Source organism: Mesorhizobium sp. A556, from assembly GCF_054489545.1.
The window spans coordinates 1-16737 of record NZ_JBTMXA010000001.1; the positions used below are offsets into that span (position 1 = coordinate 1).

15 protein-coding genes, 1 tRNA gene and 1 pseudogene are annotated in these 16737 nt (G+C 60.3%); 10 read left to right on the top strand and 7 right to left on the bottom strand.

All coding sequences use genetic code 11. The features are described 5' to 3' along the window. Nucleotides 1-362: 362 nt before the first annotated feature. Entirely contained in the window at nt 363-866 is a 504-nt protein-coding gene (locus ACX3P0_RS00005) for a LysR family transcriptional regulator (protein WP_459085805.1), read from the bottom strand. Between the two features lie 195 nt (nt 867-1061). Between ACX3P0_RS00005 and ACX3P0_RS00010 the strand changes: the two genes are divergently transcribed. Both ACX3P0_RS00010 and ACX3P0_RS00015 read left to right on the top strand, forming a co-directional pair. Further along, entirely contained in the window at nt 1062-2018 is a 957-nt protein-coding gene (locus tag ACX3P0_RS00010; protein WP_459085806.1) for a Rossmann-fold NAD(P)-binding domain-containing protein, read from the top strand. Between the two features lie 241 nt (nt 2019-2259). Then, entirely contained in the window at nt 2260-2892 is a 633-nt protein-coding gene (locus ACX3P0_RS00015) for a tyrosine-type recombinase/integrase (RefSeq protein WP_459085807.1), read from the top strand. A 64-nt stretch (nt 2893-2956) separates the two neighbouring features. Here ACX3P0_RS00015 and ACX3P0_RS00020 read toward each other — a convergent pair whose 3' ends face one another. Then, nucleotides 2957-3964, bottom strand: a complete 1008-nt coding sequence (locus ACX3P0_RS00020; protein ID WP_459086831.1) for an AraC family transcriptional regulator — start codon at nt 3962-3964, stop codon at nt 2957-2959. Between the two features lie 51 nt (nt 3965-4015). On the opposite strand from ACX3P0_RS00020, the gene ACX3P0_RS00025 reads away from it, so the two are divergent. From ACX3P0_RS00025 to ACX3P0_RS00055, 7 genes are all read left to right on the top strand, one after another. Next, the gene (locus tag ACX3P0_RS00025; protein ID WP_459085808.1) at nt 4016-4750 is read left to right on the top strand and encodes an SDR family oxidoreductase; all 735 of its coding nucleotides are present in this window, start codon (nt 4016-4018) and stop codon (nt 4748-4750) included. 1004 nt (nt 4751-5754) lie between these two features. Next, complete coding sequence (locus ACX3P0_RS00030; RefSeq protein ID WP_459085809.1) at nt 5755-6087, top strand: ArsR/SmtB family transcription factor; 333 nt, start codon at nt 5755-5757, stop codon at nt 6085-6087. A gap of 13 nt (nt 6088-6100) precedes the next feature. Further along, on the top strand, nt 6101-6610 hold the full coding sequence (locus tag ACX3P0_RS00035) for an arsenate reductase ArsC (RefSeq protein WP_459085810.1): 510 nt from the start codon (nt 6101-6103) through the stop codon (nt 6608-6610). A 13-nt stretch (nt 6611-6623) separates the two neighbouring features. Further along, nucleotides 6624-7733, top strand: a complete 1110-nt coding sequence (gene arsB, locus ACX3P0_RS00040; RefSeq protein WP_459085811.1) for an ACR3 family arsenite efflux transporter — start codon at nt 6624-6626, stop codon at nt 7731-7733. Next, nucleotides 7730-8152, top strand: a complete 423-nt coding sequence (gene arsC / locus ACX3P0_RS00045; RefSeq protein ID WP_459085812.1) for an arsenate reductase (glutaredoxin) — start codon at nt 7730-7732, stop codon at nt 8150-8152. The genes arsB and arsC overlap by 4 nt, the downstream gene beginning before the upstream one ends. Continuing rightward, the gene (gene arsH / locus ACX3P0_RS00050; RefSeq protein WP_459085813.1) at nt 8145-8879 is read left to right on the top strand and encodes an arsenical resistance protein ArsH; all 735 of its coding nucleotides are present in this window, start codon (nt 8145-8147) and stop codon (nt 8877-8879) included. The genes arsC and arsH overlap by 8 nt, the downstream gene beginning before the upstream one ends. Before the next feature lie 144 nt (nt 8880-9023). Further along, complete coding sequence (locus ACX3P0_RS00055; RefSeq protein WP_459085814.1) at nt 9024-9890, top strand: DMT family transporter; 867 nt, start codon at nt 9024-9026, stop codon at nt 9888-9890. A 137-nt stretch (nt 9891-10027) separates the two neighbouring features. Here ACX3P0_RS00055 and ACX3P0_RS00060 read toward each other — a convergent pair. Continuing rightward, nucleotides 10028-10282, bottom strand: a pseudogene (locus ACX3P0_RS00060) (IS3 family transposase); the annotation flags it as partial. 93 nt (nt 10283-10375) lie between these two features. Between ACX3P0_RS00060 and ACX3P0_RS00065 the strand changes: the two are divergent. Next, nucleotides 10376-10807 (top strand): DUF4189 domain-containing protein, encoded by a 432-nt coding sequence (locus ACX3P0_RS00065; protein WP_459085815.1) that lies wholly within the window; start codon nt 10376-10378, stop codon nt 10805-10807. A 391-nt stretch (nt 10808-11198) separates the two neighbouring features. Here ACX3P0_RS00065 and cas2 read toward each other — a convergent pair whose 3' ends face one another. The 4 genes from cas2 to cas9 form a co-directional block, all read right to left on the bottom strand. Beyond that, nucleotides 11199-11540: a CRISPR-associated endonuclease Cas2 gene (gene cas2, locus ACX3P0_RS00070; RefSeq protein WP_459085816.1), complete on the bottom strand. Its 342-nt coding sequence runs from the start codon at nt 11538-11540 to the stop codon at nt 11199-11201. Next, entirely contained in the window at nt 11537-12208 is a 672-nt protein-coding gene (cas1, locus tag ACX3P0_RS00075; protein ID WP_459085817.1) for a type II CRISPR-associated endonuclease Cas1, read from the bottom strand. The genes cas2 and cas1 overlap by 4 nt, the downstream gene beginning before the upstream one ends. A 483-nt stretch (nt 12209-12691) precedes the next feature. After that, a tRNA-OTHER gene (locus ACX3P0_RS00080) sits at nt 12692-12800 on the bottom strand. Nucleotides 12801-12868: 68 nt separating this feature from the next. After that, entirely contained in the window at nt 12869-16213 is a 3345-nt protein-coding gene (cas9, locus tag ACX3P0_RS00085; protein ID WP_459085818.1) for a type II CRISPR RNA-guided endonuclease Cas9, read from the bottom strand. Between the last annotated feature and the right edge of the window lie 524 nt (nt 16214-16737).

The window sequence follows — 16737 nt, forward strand, 5'->3', positions numbered from 1 at the left end:
TCCATCGAACATATTTTCTCCTATCCCAACACGAACAGAACGCTCTGGCACCCAACCAGTTTCAATGGCCACTTTCAGGCGTGTGCACTGAGAGCTTTGATGTCGCCGTCGTCCCCGCCAAAAACGGCCCGTGGCGTCGCATTTCCCAAACTAGATATTCCCGCTACGTCAGCGAAGCTTTCCATTTTTGGAAGCCTTCCCGCTGGGCATCTTCGTACGCCTGGTCAGCCCGCCAGCCCATGCCGGAGTCCTTGTATTTCCTGAAAATTAATGTGGCACAATGTCAGGATGGATCACCCGCCAGATATTAGAATCTTCTAAAAGTCTTGTTTCGGCCCGAGCAATAGTTACTGCCGTCGGGGTCAAGGGTTGTCTTGCAAAGTGCCTGTTGGGCGAAGGTAGTCCGCGACACTCTGGTCGATCTCCGCGGAGGAAGTCGTGATCATCCTGAGTTTCACGTCCGGGAAGTCAGCGGAGAAACGCGTCAGGATGCCGACGATGGGCGACCGTCCGCTACTGATCAGAGTGTCGATACATCCGATGTGAAGGGTGCCGGAAGGGTTCTTCTGCAGCGCGCTCAGTTCGGTCCGGAAACCTTCAATGGCACCCAGCATCTTGGTGCTGGAATCGTAGACCAGACGGCCCTCCGGCGTTAGGGCGAAGCCCGAGCGCCCGCGATGGCAAAGCTGTACGCCCAGCCTGATCTCGAGGTCGGCGATCTGCTTGCTGATCGCCGACTTGGTCATGTTCAGTTCTATTTCGGCCAGCGAGAAGCCGCTGCAGTCGGCGACGGCGCGGAATGTCCGTATGAGCTTGAGGTCGAAATCGGAGATCTGACCCGAGAAAAGGCGAGCTGGAAGTGTCAACGGCGGTTCCCGTTCTGGAAAGCGATCGGCCGATTGTTATCTTCAAGGGAAACCTCGAGCAAGGCGCATCGGTAGCACTCACCCGGGCAGGCTTAGTTTCCCAGCTCGCAAGTCAGCTTTCCCAAATGGACGGCGAAGAACGCGGGGTCTTCCTATTGGGTCTTTCCAATTTGAAGCTTCGGGAGGTTGAGCGCAATGGTGAAGGTCTACACGCGAGCCGAGATCGACGCCGCACTACCGGGCGTCGACGCCGTTACGGCGGTGGCGGATGGTTTCGTCGCCTTCTCCCGAGGTGACGTGGACGTTCCACCGGTGGGTGAACTGTTGTTCCCCGGGGCGGCAGGCGAAATGCATATCAAGTATGGGGCGATCCGCGGCGATGACGTTTGCGTCGTCAAGCTGGCCACAGGATTCTTCAATAACCCGGAGATCGGCCTGCCTCCATTTAACGGATGCATGATCGTGGTGAGCCAGAAGACCGGAGTCGTAAAAGCCGTGCTGCTGGAAGAAGGCGAACTTACGAACCACCGTACGGCGGCAGCCGGCGCGGTGGCGGCCCAGGCTCTGGCTCCGAAGAGCCTGGGCCCGATCGGGATCGTGGGGACGGGAACCCAGGCGCGTCTGCAAGCGGACTATCTGAGACGAGTCACCGACTGCAGGGAGCTCGTGATCTGGGGTCGCGTACCCGAACACACCAAGGCTGCCGCGACGGATATCGGGCGCATGGGCTATAACGTGTCTATCGTCGAAGACCTGGACGAACTGTGCGAGCGCGCCCGGCTGATCGTCACCACCACGCCAGCGCAAGAGCCGCTCTTGACGCGCTCGATGATCAGGCCCGGCACGCATATCACCGCCATGGGATCGGATACGGCCGACAAGAACGAAGTCGCCCCCTGCGTACTGGAGGCCGCCGACCTGGTGGTCGCCGACAGCCTCGCACAGAGCCAACATCGCGGCGAAGTCTATCAGGCGCGGAAAGCCGGGTACCTGCGGGGAAGAAATGTAGTAGAGCTTGGGACGATCCTTTCTGGAGGCAGCCCGGGTCGGACGTCCGACAATCAGATCACCCTGGCGGACCTCACTGGCGTGGCCGTCCAGGATATCGCGATTGCCAAGGCCGTCCTGCAAGAGTTGTCCGACAAGGCTTGAGCGGCCATTCTACTGGCCTGCTCCTACCTTGACGATGCCGTCCAGCAGGTCGTTGACCTGGTCGCGGCCGTGAACCGTTGGGCGGCGGAAGCCGACCACGACGGTGCCGGGCCTGGCTTGGCTGCCGAATGGCAGCTACCCCTGAACACATCCGACAGTTGACAGTCCGCAAACGGCCCCTGAGCGGTAATGCCGAAATGCCGTTTTCTCCTATGGCCAATCAAAGCCAAGGAGAACTCACATGGGTCATTCTCATTTCGATGATGCAAGCCGTGAGCGCGCGGCTTGGAACGCTGGAAAAAAGGTCGGCACCAAGCGTCCGCTCACACAGAAACAGATCTGGACCGTTCGGTTCTTCCTGGACCGGGAAAGGCGCGTTCGGGACCGTGCCCTGTTCGATCTGGCAATCGACAGCAGGCTTCGCGGATGCGACCTGGTCAAAATAAGGATTCGTGATCTGGTCGCGGGGCCAGAAATTAGGACCCGCGCGATCGTCGTTCAGCAAAAGACGGGCCGCCCAGCCCAGTTCGAGATCACCAGCGACGTCAGAGCCAGCCTTCTGGCTTGGCTTGAAAGGCGTGGTGGCACGGTCGATAACTATGCATTCCCGAGCCGGATTAATCACGCCCACCACATGAGTACGAGGCAGTACGCCCGCCTGGTTGACGAATGGGTGACCGCGATCGGTCTGCGTCCGGAGGAGTATGGCACCCACTCGCTGCGTCGCACGAAGGCATCGATGATTTACAAGGCGACAGGGAATCTCCGAGCCATCCAAATCCTGCTGGGGCATTCCAAGATCGAGAACACCGTTCGGTACCTTGGCGTAGACGTCGAAGACGCACTGCTCTTAGCAGAGCGAACTGAAATTTGACATCGGGGCGGTCATCTGACGCACCCACGGATGACCGCTTCAGCCTTCGGATTACTTTGCTGTTCTAGCTGTTCTGGGTGGTTAAGAGACGGTCGGCTTCCAGGATCATAGGCTTGCAAGCTGCCGCTTCACACGATCGAGAATGAGCTTTTGGAGGTAAGCCGAAGGCGGACCTGAAGGCATTCCCGAATACACTCTGCGACGTATAGCCAACCTTGCGTGCGATGCTGGCGACAGTCTCATCACCCCGTGTCAGCGCCGCACGAGCGATTGTGAGACGCCACGCCCGCATGTAGGCGAGTGGTGGCTGTCCCACCCGGCGCGTGAACTCCGCAGAAAAGGCAGCCCGCGACATACCGGCCACATTAGCGAGTTGGGCCACCGTCCAAGGCTGCGCGACATCCCCATGAATGATGCGAAGTACTCGACCGAGTCGAGGATCCGACAGAGCGCCAAGCCATCCGATCTCGACCTGTCCGACACTCCCCGCATAAGCGCGGATCGCCTCCACCAACAACACATCAGCGAGCCGGGCACTTACGATTTCGCTACCGATGACATCCCGCTCGACCTCGTCATTCATCAACCCAAGGATCGTCGCCATCGCTCCGGATGCGGCCGAGGATCCGGGAACGAACAGGAAATCCGGCAGCATGTCGAGCAGGAAGTCCACATTTCCAGGTTCGAACGTGACGGTTCCCCCAATCGCAATTGTCTCGTCACCCCCCAGACACGCAACATCGCCGCCGGCACCGTAGAAGGCTTGGCCGTCGAGGGGCGGAACCTCCGGATTGCTGGCTACCGCATATGCGGTGCGCCCCAACAGACAGACATCTCCTGCGCTCATAAGCAGCGGCGCGCGCGCCGGTAGCATTATCCAGCTGGTTCCCTGCAGCAGCGCTACAAACTTGAGTCGGTCAAGCGCTGGAAATGTAAGAGCCCATCGTCCTGCAGCCTCCAGTCGGGTGCGGCGGGTCACCCTCGCGCCTAGAACGTAGAGGACATCCGATAGAGGGTCAGTCACAGCTTTAGACGATCGCGATAAATCCATGGACGCTCTGGCATAGATCATCTTGAGCCGAGTGCATACCTTCTTCGATGAAATCAATGAAGGAGAATTGCTTTGGGTATCGAAGGCAAGGTTGTCGCCATCACGGGCGCTAGCAGTGGGATTGGCCGCGCGACCGCGAAACTACTCGCAGAACGAGGGGCTTTTGTCGTGTTAGGGGCTCGCCGCGAGGAGGCGCTAGCAGCGATCGTGGACGAGATCACCGCGGGAGGTGGCAAGGCCGCGCACAAGGTGACCGATGTACGGCACCGGAGCGAACTTGAAGCTCTCGTCGCATTGGCAATCGAGCGTGACGGTAGGCTCGACGTCCTTGTGAACAATGCTGGGATTGGGCCGATATCCCGTTTCGATGCGCTCCGAGTCGAGGACTGGGACGCCATGATCGACGTCAATCTGCGTGGCACGCTCTACGGCATCGCTGCGGCATTGCCCGTCTTCCAGCGTCAACAGTCGGGCCACGTCATCAACATCGTCTCGACCGCGGGCATCAAAATCCTACCCACCATGGGTGTGTATGCCGCGACCAAGAACGCAGTGCGGACAATTAGCGAGGCCTTGAGGCAGGAAGCAGGGCCGCATCTGAGGGTCATCGAGATTTCGCCAGGGATGATCTCGACCGATTTTACAAGCTCGATAACCGATCCAGCCGTGAAGTCGGTAATTAGAGAACGCGCGTCCAATGTCGCCATCCCGCCGGCTTCGATCGCTCGGGGCATCGCCTACGCGATCGAGCAGCCGACCGATGTGGACGTCGGCAGTATTGTGATACGATCGACAGCCCAGGATTGAACGTCCGGTTTCGGGTGACTCCTCGGGCTTGGCCATGGCCGCAACGGGGTCGGTTGCCGAATGGCGGCTATCCGCCCACTTGGCTCCGGTAGCGGACTGACGGCAAACGGCCCCAAATCTGCCACGGGAAATCATTTCCCACGTGGTAATTTCTTGGGCGACATCCACAGCATCTATTGGTGGGAAACGGACTGACAGGTTTCGGGCGACTACGCTGCGAAAGCAGCCCTTCACCGGGCCAAGGAGATTCGACAGCAACGCGCCCAAAGGCAGATGTTCAACCTGTCCAGCGGCAATCGCAATCCCTGCTTTTCGTTGGTCGGAGCTCCGTACGCCTGAAATACCGCCAGCACGATGTCGGTCCCGCGAACTCTCTCGACTCGTCCCTAGGTCTGCCAGCGATTGCCTGCGACACGGCAGCAATCGGGGGCGAAAACCGTAGGTCCGTTAAACGCCCCAACCGGCCGCTCGCGACGCGAGATCACGTTGTCGGTTGCGGTAGATGTCCTCGCTCGATCTCCTGCGCGCCGAAACTGTCCTCAGGGGTCAAGAAGCCTGTGAAGTCGGATTTGCATGGAGGGCAGATCCTCGTTTTGTGGAATTTCAAGGGGTTGGTTGAGTCAGTTTAGATTTGGCTACTCAAAGTAATTGATATTTAATCGTTATTTCTGGGCAACTTTTCGGATGCCCAACTTGTTTGCCCAACATGCTATCGGCGCACCAATTTAGTCACCTTGCCCATTCCGTCGTAAGCGAGCTGTGCTTGTTCGGCAGACCGTGAATAAAGCTCGATCCACTCACTATCGAAGGCGACCACGATCAGCTTTCGGCTCGCTCCGAGCATGTGCTTTCGCTTGGTCGGTCGGTCATCAAAGGTCGAGAGATAATCTTTGAGGTACTCGGAGTTTCCTAATTCGATTGCCGCCCTCGGCCTAAAGCGTTGGTGGGTTTACATGTCGGACGCGGTTGGGTATATGTATCGTAATATCCAAGGATAACGATATATGGATAAGAAATCGGCATTGGCCGCACTTGCGGCCCTCGGCCAGGACACCCGGCTGGAGGTCTTCCGCCTGCTAGTCAAGGCAGGTAGCGAGGGTATTCCAGCGGGCGAGATCGCCGAGCGTATTGGCGCAGTCCAGAATACGTCGTCGGCGCATCTCAAGGTTCTGGATCATGCTGGTCTGGTCCGCGCCGAGCGCGACGGCCGTACGATCCGCTATATCGCCGACATGACCGGGTTTCGTGACCTTCTTGCCTACCTGATGGAGGACTGCTGCAACGGTGCGCCGGAGCTGTGCAGGCCTGTCATTCAGGCCGTCACTTGCAACTGCTAGAAGGGATCAGTCGATGACTGACCAGATCTACAACGTCCTGTTTTTGTGCACTGGAAATTCGGCAAGGTCGATTCTCGCCGAAGCCATTCTGAATCGCGTTGGCGCGAGCAGGTTCAAAGCCTTCTCTGCGGGATCGCAGCCGAAAGGCGAGGTTCATCCCTATGCCCTGCAGTTGCTGAAGAGCCTCAACTACGACACGTCGTTCGCGCGCTCGAAGAGCTGGGAGGAATTCGCGGCTCCGGATGCTCCCGAGATGAACTTCGTTTTCACCGTCTGTGACAACGCGGCCAACGAATCCTGTCCCGTATGGCCGGGACAACCGATGACGGCACATTGGGGCGTGCCGGACCCGGCTGCGTCGGAAGGCACGGACGCCGAGAAACACCTCGCTTTTGCCGATGCATACCGCATGCTCAGCAACCGCATTGGAGTTTTCGTCAGCCTGCCAATGAACATGGTGGACAAGCTCGCGTTGCAACGACGGCTCGACGAGATCGGCCGCAACTTGCCGAAGGCAGGCTGAGAGGGAAGTCGTCATGACGGATCATGTTCTGAACGCGGGCGAGGCAGCCCGCCCTGGCATCGGCTTTGTCGAAAAATACCTTACCGTCTGGGTGGCATTGTGCATCGTCGCAGGCATCGTGCTTGGCCACATGCTGCCCGGCGTGTTCGGAACGATAGCGGCGGCGGAGATTGCCAGGGTCAACATTCCCGTCGCTGTACTGATCTGGCTGATGATCGTTCCGATGCTGCTGCGGGTCGATTTCGGTTCGCTCGCCAAGATCGGCACCTATTGGCGCGGCATCGGCGTGACGTTGTTCATCAACTGGGCGGTGAAGCCGTTCTCCATGGCACTCCTGGGCTGGCTCTTCATCGGCTGGTTGTTCCGACCTTGGCTGCCCGAGGCGCAGGTCGATTCCTATATCGCGGGCCTGATCATCCTCGCGGCGGCACCTTGCACGGCGATGGTGTTCGTCTGGTCGAACCTGATGCGCGGCGAACCGAACTTCACGCTCTCACAGGTGGCGTTGAACGACGCGATCATGATCGTAGCGTTTGCTCCGATCGTCGGCCTGCTGTTGGGACTGTCGGCGATCACGGTGCCGTGGGGCACGCTCGTGCTGTCGGTCGCGCTCTACATCGTCCTTCCCGTGATCGTTGCCCAGTTCGTTCGAAGCAGACTGTTGGCTACAAGAGGGCAAGCTGCACTCGATGCGCTTCTCGCCAGGATGCAGCCGTTGTCGCTCTTCGCCCTGTTGGCGACGCTGGTCTTGCTGTTCGGGTTCCAGGGTGAACAGATCATCGCCCAACCGCTGGTTATTGCGCTGCTGGCGGTGCCGATCCTTATCCAGGTCTATTTCAACTCTGGACTTGCCTATCTGCTCAACCGGGTGTCGGGCGAGCGGCACTGTGTGGCTGGACCTTCCGCCCTGATCGGCGCGTCGAATTTCTTCGAACTCGCCGTCGCAGCGGCAATCGCGCTGTTCGGGCTGAATTCAGGTGCCGCACTCGCCACCGTCGTCGGTGTTCTCATCGAGGTGCCTGTCATGCTCTCGGTCGTATGGATCGTGAACCGCAGCAGGGGTTGGTACGAGCAGGGCACCGCCGTCAAAAATACGATGTCGACAGGAAAGGCAGCCGAATGACAGTCACCCTCTACCATAACCCCCAGTGCGGAACTTCCCGCAACACGCTGGCCATGATCCGGCAGTCGGGCGAAGAACCCGAGGTGATCGAGTACCTGAAGAACCCGCCTTCCCGGGAAAGATTGATGGAACTCATCGCGGCCATGGGTCTGTCCCCGCGCGGCCTGCTGCGCGAGAAGGAAACGCCCTATGGCGAACTCGGCCTTGCCGATCCGAAGTGGACCGACGATGAACTGATCGGCTTCATGCTCAAGCATCCTATCCTGATCAACCGCCCGATCGTCGTCACGCCGCTCGGCGTTGTTTTAGCGCGGCCATCGGAAGCTGTTCTCGACATGCTGCCTAATTCGGACATCGGCCCGTTCACGAAGGAAGACGGTGAAGTCGTCATCGACGCGGAAGGCAAGCGCATTGCCTGATATTCACGATTTTCTCGATGATCCGTTGCCGAGCATCGACGAAGACCAGTTCCTGCCGATCGACGGAAAGGTGCTGTTCGACGGGCCGCGCGCCATCCACAGGCCACGGGTACTGATGCTGTACGGTTCGCTGCGCGAACGGTCCTATTCCCGCCTCGCCACGGAGGAAGCCGCGCGCATCCTGCGTCGGCTCGGTGCCGAGGTCCGCATCTTCAATCCTTCGGGCCTGCCGCTTCCCGATTCGACGTCGGCCGATCATCCCAAGGTGCAGGAACTGCGGGAACTCTCGATCTGGTCGGAAGCCCAGGTCTGGTGTTCGCCGGAACGGCACGGCTCCATGACGGGGGTGATGAAGGCGCAGATCGACTGGCTGCCGCTGTCGATGGGCGGGGTTCGCCCGACGCAAGGGCGAACACTCGCCGTCATGCAGGTGTCGGGAGGCTCGCAAAGCTTCAATGCCGTCAACCAGCTTCGGATTCTCGGACGCTGGATGCGGATGTTCACGATTCCCAACCAGTCGTCGGTGGCCAAGGCCTTCGCCGAGTTCGACGAAGCCGGACGCATGAAACCGTCTTCCTATTACAACCGGATCGTTGACGTGATGGAGGAACTGATGAAGTTCACGCTGCTGCTGCGCGATCGGTCGGACTATCTGACCGACCGTTATTCCGAGCGGGTCGAAAGCGCGGAACAGGTCGCCAAGCGGGTGAACCAGCGGTCGATTTAGGGGGGTATCTGCCGCGAACAGGATTGCACGCGCGGCGCGGCCGGCAGATCATGTCCTGGGTCGTAACGGCGATCGACGCTTGTCATTTTCGGGGTATCTCATGGCAACCGGATCATCCGAGGATCTTGATGTGGGAGCGTCGGCATGAGGCCTCGCGACGTTGCCTTGGCCATCATGCCTCCCGCTTTGTGGGCGATCGCCTATACGATCGCCAAACCCACCATGCAGAGCTTCCCGCCTTTGTTCCTGATGAGCATCATCTACGGAATAACGGCGCTCGCATTGTATCGCCCGAACCCGAAGCGGCAGACTCCGTTTTGGGTCATTCTCGTTGGGTCGGTGCTGGGCGGAAGCGTTCAAAGCGGGTTGATATTCAGCGGTGTCGCGCTCGCTCCTGCGAGCACGGCGGTCATGACGGTTCAATCCCAGGTCCCCTTCGCCGTTCTGGCCGCTTGGGCCATCGGCCTGGAGCAGATCAATCGCCGCCGTCTCGCCGGGATCATCCTCTCGCTTGGCGGCGTTGCGCTTGTCGTGGGATTGCCAAATTCCGTTGGCGAAATCCGGGGCCTGTTGATGATCGTTGCCGGAACCCTCTGTTGGGGCGTCGCCCAGGCGATCATACGAGCCAAATCGACGGAGGCGGGCGGATATCTCATGGGAGCAATGTCTGCGCTCGCGGTGCCGCAAATGCTGGCGATGTCGTTGTTTTTGGAAACGGGGCAACGTCAGGCCGTGCTCAATGCAAGCTTTCTGGATTGGGGAGCGATCCTCGTCTTGGCGGTGGGCGGCTTCGTAATCGCGTACACGATTTGGTACGGATTGCTTCGTAGCTACCGCGTCGACCAGGTCGCTCCGTTCATCCTCCTTATGCCTGTCATTGGCGTGCTGCTGGCGTTTCTGTTCCTGAACGAACAGCCGTCGGCGTTGGTGCTTTGCGGAGGCGTGGTTATCCTGGCTGGCCTTAGGCTCGTTGTGCGTGCGCCAAGGGAAATAAGTCTCCAAGCCGTTTAAGTGTCTCCTTCTTCGACTAGGCGGAAAGGAAAAGACTGTCGCCGATGCGTAGAGCAGTCTGGTAGAGAAGCAGCTAATGCGAATCATCAGCATAGAGTTTGGGAGACTGGCCTGCTGCCGGTTTTTCGGACACGAGGTTAAGCTAACATAGCTTGTTCTTCGAACTCGACGGGGCTCAGATAGCCCAGTGTCGAGTGTCTCCGCCGAGGGTTGTAGAAGAGCTCGATATAATCGAACACGTCCGTCCTGGCGTCATCCCTCGTCCTGTAGACCTTGCGGGCTGTCCGCTCGGTTTTCAGCGACGAGAAGAAGCTCTCTATCGCAGCATTGTCCCAGACATTGCCCGACCGGCTCATCGAACAGGTGATGCCGTGATCGGCCATCTGGCGCTCTTGAATGGAACGGCGAACACGTAGGTAGCTGCGTCTGGCCTGTCGTGTAGCGAGGTTGTTCGTAAGGCGCTAATTGCTATCGCCCTATCTTTCATGCAGAACTCGCAGCCCGCCGATGGTGGGCGGGCGTCCGGCATAGTGTCGGCCGCAGACAAGGGGGCGTTCGTGTTACATAAAATCAAGATTGCTTTGGTCGTCGCAGTTATGTCCGGCCTGCATGTCGGTGCCGCATCCGCGTTTGGTGCATTCGCCGTCAATGACGCTCAAGGCGTTGCGGCGGAAGAAGCCGGGTATGGTGCCGGATGGGGTTCGACACAGAAGGAAGCCGAGAGAAACGCCGTGAAGAACTGCAAGGAGGCCGGAAACGACTCCTGCGAAGTAGCCGTATGGTTCGAGCAGTGTGGCGCCTATGCGGGTGATCGGGTCAACTATGGCATAGGGTATGGCGATAGCCAGAAAGTGGCCGAGGAAATGGCGCTGGAAGATTGCCCTAACTGCAAGATAATCGTCTCTGGCTGCCAGTAACACAAGAGAGGGCGGCGGCCCGCGCACGGTCGCCGCCACTCTTAGAATTTGAATTAACCGCGCTCGGCACGCTTCGGCCTGCGAGACCGTAGTGTAGATGAAAGGCGGCGTTCGGTTGGGCCGCGCGGCGAAGGCTGTTAGAAAGCTCTCCTACCGCTTGGGGCTGCGATTGGAGTTGCGGTTGGGCCGTGTCGCGAAGACTGCTAGAACCCGAAGTGCGTTGACGCCTCGACCGCATTCGTTGCGGTTGGGCCGTGTCGCGAAGACTGCTAGAACCAGCCCCCGGGGAACCCCTTGTTTCCCGGGGTTTTTTGGTGCGTTTAGGCGCGAAAAAATGCCGGCGAAAGCGAGGTTTTGCCGTTTCGCCACATCGTTTTGCGGCGAATCAGCGTCAAAACAGGGTCAGTTGATCCGGTTTGCCTGCCCGCGCGGGCGAAGTTCGGCCGCGAAAGCTCTGGATGCCTTCATATTGCTTGTCCGTGAACCAGATCACCTCGACGGTTCCGGGGTCCGGCACCGCGCGGCCGATGCGCCTGGTGAGCGCCTCTGCCTGCTCTTTGCCCGCCGTGAAGCGGATATAGCAGGAGAGTTGCATCATCGAAAATCCCTCGTCGAGCAGGAAAAGCCGGAACTTGTTGGCTCGTTTGCGTTCTGCCTTGGACAGCACGGGAAGGTCGAAAAGCGCCATGATCCACAAGATGCGATACCCCGACAGTAGAGAAACCTGGTTCATGGCAACGCTTTGGCTGCAAGCGAGGGAATGGCGGTGGCGGGAAAGACCAGTTTCTTCCGCTCTCCGGTGAAGACCTGCGCCAACGACACAGCAAGGCGGGCGAGCACGTTGGAGAGCGGGGTCGTTCCTTCCGGGGTAACGTAATCGGCGTGCAGCACCTCGGCCAACCGGCGCTTGGTCGCGGTGTCGAGCCGGTCGACGCCTTCCAGCGTCAGGGCGTGGACCACAAGATCGACGGCGGGGCGGAACGGTTCCATGACATCGTCGGCCAGGCGCAGCGCATCGCCCCTGCTGCGATGCTGCAGCGACAGGGAAGGATGCAACCCGGCGGCGACGATGGCGCGGGCCGTCGCCGCGCGCAGCACCGTGTAGCCGTAATTCAGCATGGCGTTGGGGCCGTCGCCGTCGCGGCGGCGGTAGAAACCTTTGCCGAACATCGCCGGAAAATACCGCTGCGCGGCCTGCGCCTCGAAATTGTCGGGATCGCCGGACCGAACGCGCCCGGCCAGCGCGCGCAGCGGAACCGGGTTCGCGCCGGTCCGCTCAAGTGCTGCCGTCTGCGCGAGAATCTTGGCGCGCACCAGTTCAGCCCACAGCCGCTTGCGCGTCGGCAGGGTGGACTGCGCCTGCGCCTCCATGCGGTCGCCCTGTGCGTGGTGGCCGTCCACCGGCAGCAGCCAGCAGCCGGGCGGAAATCGTTGCCGCAGACCACCAGCGGCGCGCCGCGCAACGCAAGTGCAGCGATGATCTGGCTGGTGAAACTGGCGGCGGGATTGGAGAGGATCACAGCCTCGATGTCGTCGAGCGGGACCTTTCCCAAAAATCCGTCCGGCCCGGTGACAGTCAGGAAGCCACGGTCGAGCGAAAGTCTTCTGCCTTCGCCTTCGATTTCGACGATCCGTCCCAACATGGCACAGCCTCCACGGGAGGCGCATCACGCCGGCACAGTTTTGCCGGCCGGCGTTGCCCCTTGGGAAGTAACCGGCAAGGAAAGTGCCAAGTGTGAAAAAAAGCCCGCTGGGCGGACCCGGCGGGGTGTTCTAGCGGGATCACGGTGTGGTCCGACCGCAACCCATCATCTACGCCACGAATACATTCGTTCTCGCTAAGATGGACCGGCGCTTATCTTCAGCCAACGGCGTCAGATTTAGGAGCAACGACAGGACTTGAACCCGCGACCTCCTCGCTATTAGATAAACGCGCCACCGCTTTTATCTAAATTTGTATGCGAGGTGCTCTGTCCGGCTGAGCTACGTCGCTATACGTGCGCGTAGATGATGGCCACAATTATCTTCCGGGTCAATACGCATCTATTTTCAAAACTTTAACTAGACGTTGGCTATTCGTGTGATTACCCGCCCGATCTCATCCACCTTCACCGCCACGCAGCCGCGTTCCTTGAGTTTGCCGATGTTGGCGAAGTCCCAGCGGAAAGGATCGTCGGCGTCTTGATGGCGCTTTTGCAAGTCGCCGCCCTCATAGTGTTCGGTAAGAAGGACGAGATTTGATTTCATCCATATCTGCTGGACGTATTTGACGATGCGCACGCCTGCACTTTCCAGTTCCACCGCGTCGCCCTTGTGCAGGCGCATTACCAACTTGCCGCCGATTTTCTCGCGCTCCCATTGCGGACGGAAATCCTTGGCGTTTACCTCGAACACGGTGGCGGCGAAGCCTTTCCATGAGCCGTCGCGAAGTGAAACCACATCAACGTGGTGGTTTTCTCCAGGTGCTACCGCCTTGTAGGGCACACCGGTGCGGCGGTCGTGGATCGCCACGGCGCTGACGTCGTCCTTGCCGACACGGATGCGGCGTATCTTGTGATCGTCGGCGAAAGCGGAGAGGGCAGTAGCAAATCCTTTGGCATCGGCAACCTTGCCCTTGGCGTCGCGGAAAGGCTCCACAGCCGCCTGAACCGCCTCACGCAGCGCGGCGTCGCGGATGCGGTCGACTTCGCCGGGCGTCAGGTCAGCGAGCGGCTTACGGCGCACGAGATTGCCGATCTGGGCCGCTTCCGCCTTGTCGGCAACAATGCCGTAGGCGGTGTCTTCGTGCAGCGCGCCCTGCTTGCCGTGCTCCGGCTTGTTGGAGATGACGATGCGCTCCACAACGGTGCGCACGGCGTCGCGGAAATTGTCGAAGGGCCACGGCACCTTGCCGACCACGTCGTCATATTGGCTCTGCTCGGCGCGGCCTGCCAACGTGTTGAGTTCAAGCAGCAGACGGCGCGTCATCGCGCCGATGGTGATGGCGTCGATGGCATGGTGGCGATGGTCGGTGCGGTCCTTGCGATTGTCGTCGGAGAGGATCGAGTTCAGCCCCCACTTGCCGCGCAGCAGGCCGGTCAGCGCGCCCGGCGTGACGTAGATATGGTCCGGGTTGCAAATCTTGCCGAGATAGGCTTTCGCCAGCCGCGACATGTGCTTGGTCTCGTTGAGATGGCGGGCCTGGAAGCCGTTGTTCAAACCCATGTCGTCCAGGGTCTTCTTGTCTATCTTGCCGGAGGCGCGGGCCTCGAATTGCTCCATCGCGTCCTGGCGGAAGCGCCAGCGCTTGTTGGGCGGCAGCTTTTCCGCGTTGGCGGCAATGTCGGCCCATTCCAGCTTGTCGTGGAAGGCTTCACATGGCGTCCTGCCGCGCTTCAGCCGGTTGACGGTACGGAAACACAGCACCTTGTTGGCGGCGCTGTCGTCCAGCGTGCGCGAGCGCGGCAAGATGTGCTCGATCTCGATTTCCGGGCTGAAAAGCTGATTGACGGCGATGGGCTTCAGCGTGAACGGACAAAGGGCGACACCACCGCTGGCCCGCTCCTGTTCCTCGTGAAGTTTCAACTTGGCGCGGTTCTCGCCATTGTTGTCCTGTCCGAGTTCGCCGAGTTTTTTCGCCCGCTTGTCGTTTGCATCCCTGTTCTCGCGGTTGCGGCGCTGCTCCTGTTCCTTTTCGCGCGCCGACATTTTCAGGTCGCGGGCCAGTTCGACGACGATCTGGTCCGGCGGGCTGAAGCGTTCGATCAGCGCGTTGACGAGGCGGCGTAGCTGGTTGAGGCTGATATGCACCGAAGGGTTCATGATGCGGCCGTAGAATTTTGCGTCGTCCTTTCTGTCGGCAGGCTCCATCGTGCCGGGCAGGATGTGGCGTTGCAGCACCTTGCCGTAATAGGGCAGGGCGTCGAAAAGCTCGCCGTCGCGCTCGTCGGAATGGTGCCAGTCCTTGCCAAGTTTCTCGCCGGCGCGGCGCACCGCCTTATCGTAGGTCACGACGAAGCCGTTCTCGTCGCGCTCCTCGATCAGCGCCTCGAGTATCCCGGCATTGGCGGTCGGACCGAGCCGCGAATAGCCGTCGGGCAGCGGGATCGAGGCGGCGTTGCGCGCCTGCTGTTCGCTCAAACCGTCCTCGCTCACCAGCTGCGCGACCAGTTTGTCGTCGTCGGTCGCCTCGATCAGCTTTTGCACGAAGGCGTCCTTTTCCGCCCATGCCAGCGCGCGCCAGCGCGGACTGTAATGGTCGTCCTGGGTGAGCAGCCGGTTGGTGCGTAGGTCGGCAAGACCTTTTTCGCCCATCTCCTCGAAGTTGATGCGCACCTCGCCGCCGAGCCTGAGGGCCTTGCGCATCTCGGTGAAGGTCAGGCCGGTCGTCTTGCCGACCTTGATCCTCGTCAGGCCGGAATAGAGCAGCGCGGTGGCGAGGTCGTCGCGCTCGGACGGCTTCAGCGGCCGCTCAGTGCCCTCACCGGTCGACAGGCGAATGTGCCCGAGCCGTTCGTAGATCTCGCGTGCCTGAACGGAAGGCAGCGCCTTGGGCAGGCGGTGCTCGCCGGCCGCGTATTCGAAGGTGCAGAGGCCGATCTTCGGCGGCTTCAATTCGCGCTGGCGAAACAGGATCGTTTCGATCTTTTCTTTCGCCTCCTGCGTCAACAAGGCCGGATGGTGTCGGGCCTGCGCTTGCCAGAGCGCGTCGAATTCGTGACGCAGCATTTCGCGGGTCGGATAGAATTCGTAGAGCGCGGTCGCGCCCTGGCCGTCGAGGCGGATGCGGGTCGGCCGGCGCAGGCTCGCTGTGCGCAGGTCGGGTTTACCCTTTGCCGGGTCATGCGCTTTCAACACGGCCTGACGTTTCAGTTCCGGATCGCGGTGACGATGCCACAGGAATTCGCCGAAGGTGCGGGCGTTTTCATCTTCGAGCTTTTTTGCAAGCGCAGCGGAAGCCGCCGCGATCTTGCCCTGGTCCTTGTCGTCTCCCTTGCGGTCGGTCTTGCGGTTGGACTTGAAGCCGCGCCGCTGGTGCAGGTGAAACAGCGCGCGCCCGAATTCGTGCGGCGCGAGTTTTGCGTCGAGGCCGGCGGCGCGAAGCCGGTAGGGGTCGAGTTCGGCCAGCGCCTTGCGCTGCGTTGCGTCGACGGGCATCAGCGCGATCTCGACCAGCGCGGCGGTCAGCGCCTCGCGGCGCAGCACGAAACGGTCGCGGCGCTTGCGCGCCTGCCGTGGAATGCGCCGCATCACCGCGAGGGATTCCTTGTCTTTCGGGTTGCGGCCGTCCTTGAACAGGCGAACGCCGGCACCGAGCAGTTCGAGCGGCGCGTCCGGTCCGAAAATGCCCTTCGGATCGACGCCCGTTCGCCAGACCGCCCAGCCTATGGAGTTCGTGCCGATGTCGAAAGAATAACGCGTGCCCATCGCGTGCCCCCTGTCCTCGCTTTTCCCCACCCGAATAGACCCCCTCGTCTGCGGGATGACAATACTTGCGGTTTGAAGACTTGCGGCATGAAGAGACATTGGCTATCGTGAAGCTGTTCTAGCAAGGATCGCGGCGTGGCCCCTCCGTTAACAAGGCTTCATGCCACCGAATAAAGGCGGGCTCCGGTCCGCCTTTTTGCTTTCTGACGTGACCTAGGCGAATTTTCATATTCGTTTGCTTGAGCCATGGGTCATCGTTTTCCGCATCTCTTACCTCCGAAACCGGTTTCCTCTTTCGTTTAGCGGCGCCAATGCTTGTGCCAGCTTGCCGGCGAAAGTCATGTGCTGCCGCGTTTGCGCCGGAAACGCGTCGCTTTCGCGAGAGCGCGCCGAAAAGGCGGCGATAATCTGTCAGGCAGTGCCGCAGTCCTCAGCCGGCGCTGGCTCATTCACAGGCTGGCATTTGCGGGTCTATTGGGCGAGACGGCCATGCGGGCGCTGCAGCCGGAAAATTGGCGAAATGC

Coding starts and splice junctions, on each gene's coding strand:
- arsC (WP_459085812.1), top strand. CDS start 7,730: ATGACAGTCACCCTCTACCATAACCCCCAGTGCGGAACTTCCCGCAAC.
- cas9 (WP_459085818.1), bottom strand. CDS start 16,213: ATGGGCACGCGTTATTCTTTCGACATCGGCACGAACTCCATAGGCTGG.
- ACX3P0_RS00030 (WP_459085809.1), top strand. CDS start 5,755: ATGGATAAGAAATCGGCATTGGCCGCACTTGCGGCCCTCGGCCAGGAC.
- ACX3P0_RS00055 (WP_459085814.1), top strand. CDS start 9,024: ATGAGGCCTCGCGACGTTGCCTTGGCCATCATGCCTCCCGCTTTGTGG.
- ACX3P0_RS00010 (WP_459085806.1), top strand. CDS start 1,062: ATGGTGAAGGTCTACACGCGAGCCGAGATCGACGCCGCACTACCGGGC.
- arsB (WP_459085811.1), top strand. CDS start 6,624: ATGACGGATCATGTTCTGAACGCGGGCGAGGCAGCCCGCCCTGGCATC.
- cas2 (WP_459085816.1), bottom strand. CDS start 11,540: ATGAACCAGGTTTCTCTACTGTCGGGGTATCGCATCTTGTGGATCATG.
- ACX3P0_RS00015 (WP_459085807.1), top strand. CDS start 2,260: ATGGGTCATTCTCATTTCGATGATGCAAGCCGTGAGCGCGCGGCTTGG.
- ACX3P0_RS00020 (WP_459086831.1), bottom strand. CDS start 3,964: ATGATCTATGCCAGAGCGTCCATGGATTTATCGCGATCGTCTAAAGCT.
- ACX3P0_RS00035 (WP_459085810.1), top strand. CDS start 6,101: ATGACTGACCAGATCTACAACGTCCTGTTTTTGTGCACTGGAAATTCG.
- ACX3P0_RS00065 (WP_459085815.1), top strand. CDS start 10,376: ATGCAGAACTCGCAGCCCGCCGATGGTGGGCGGGCGTCCGGCATAGTG.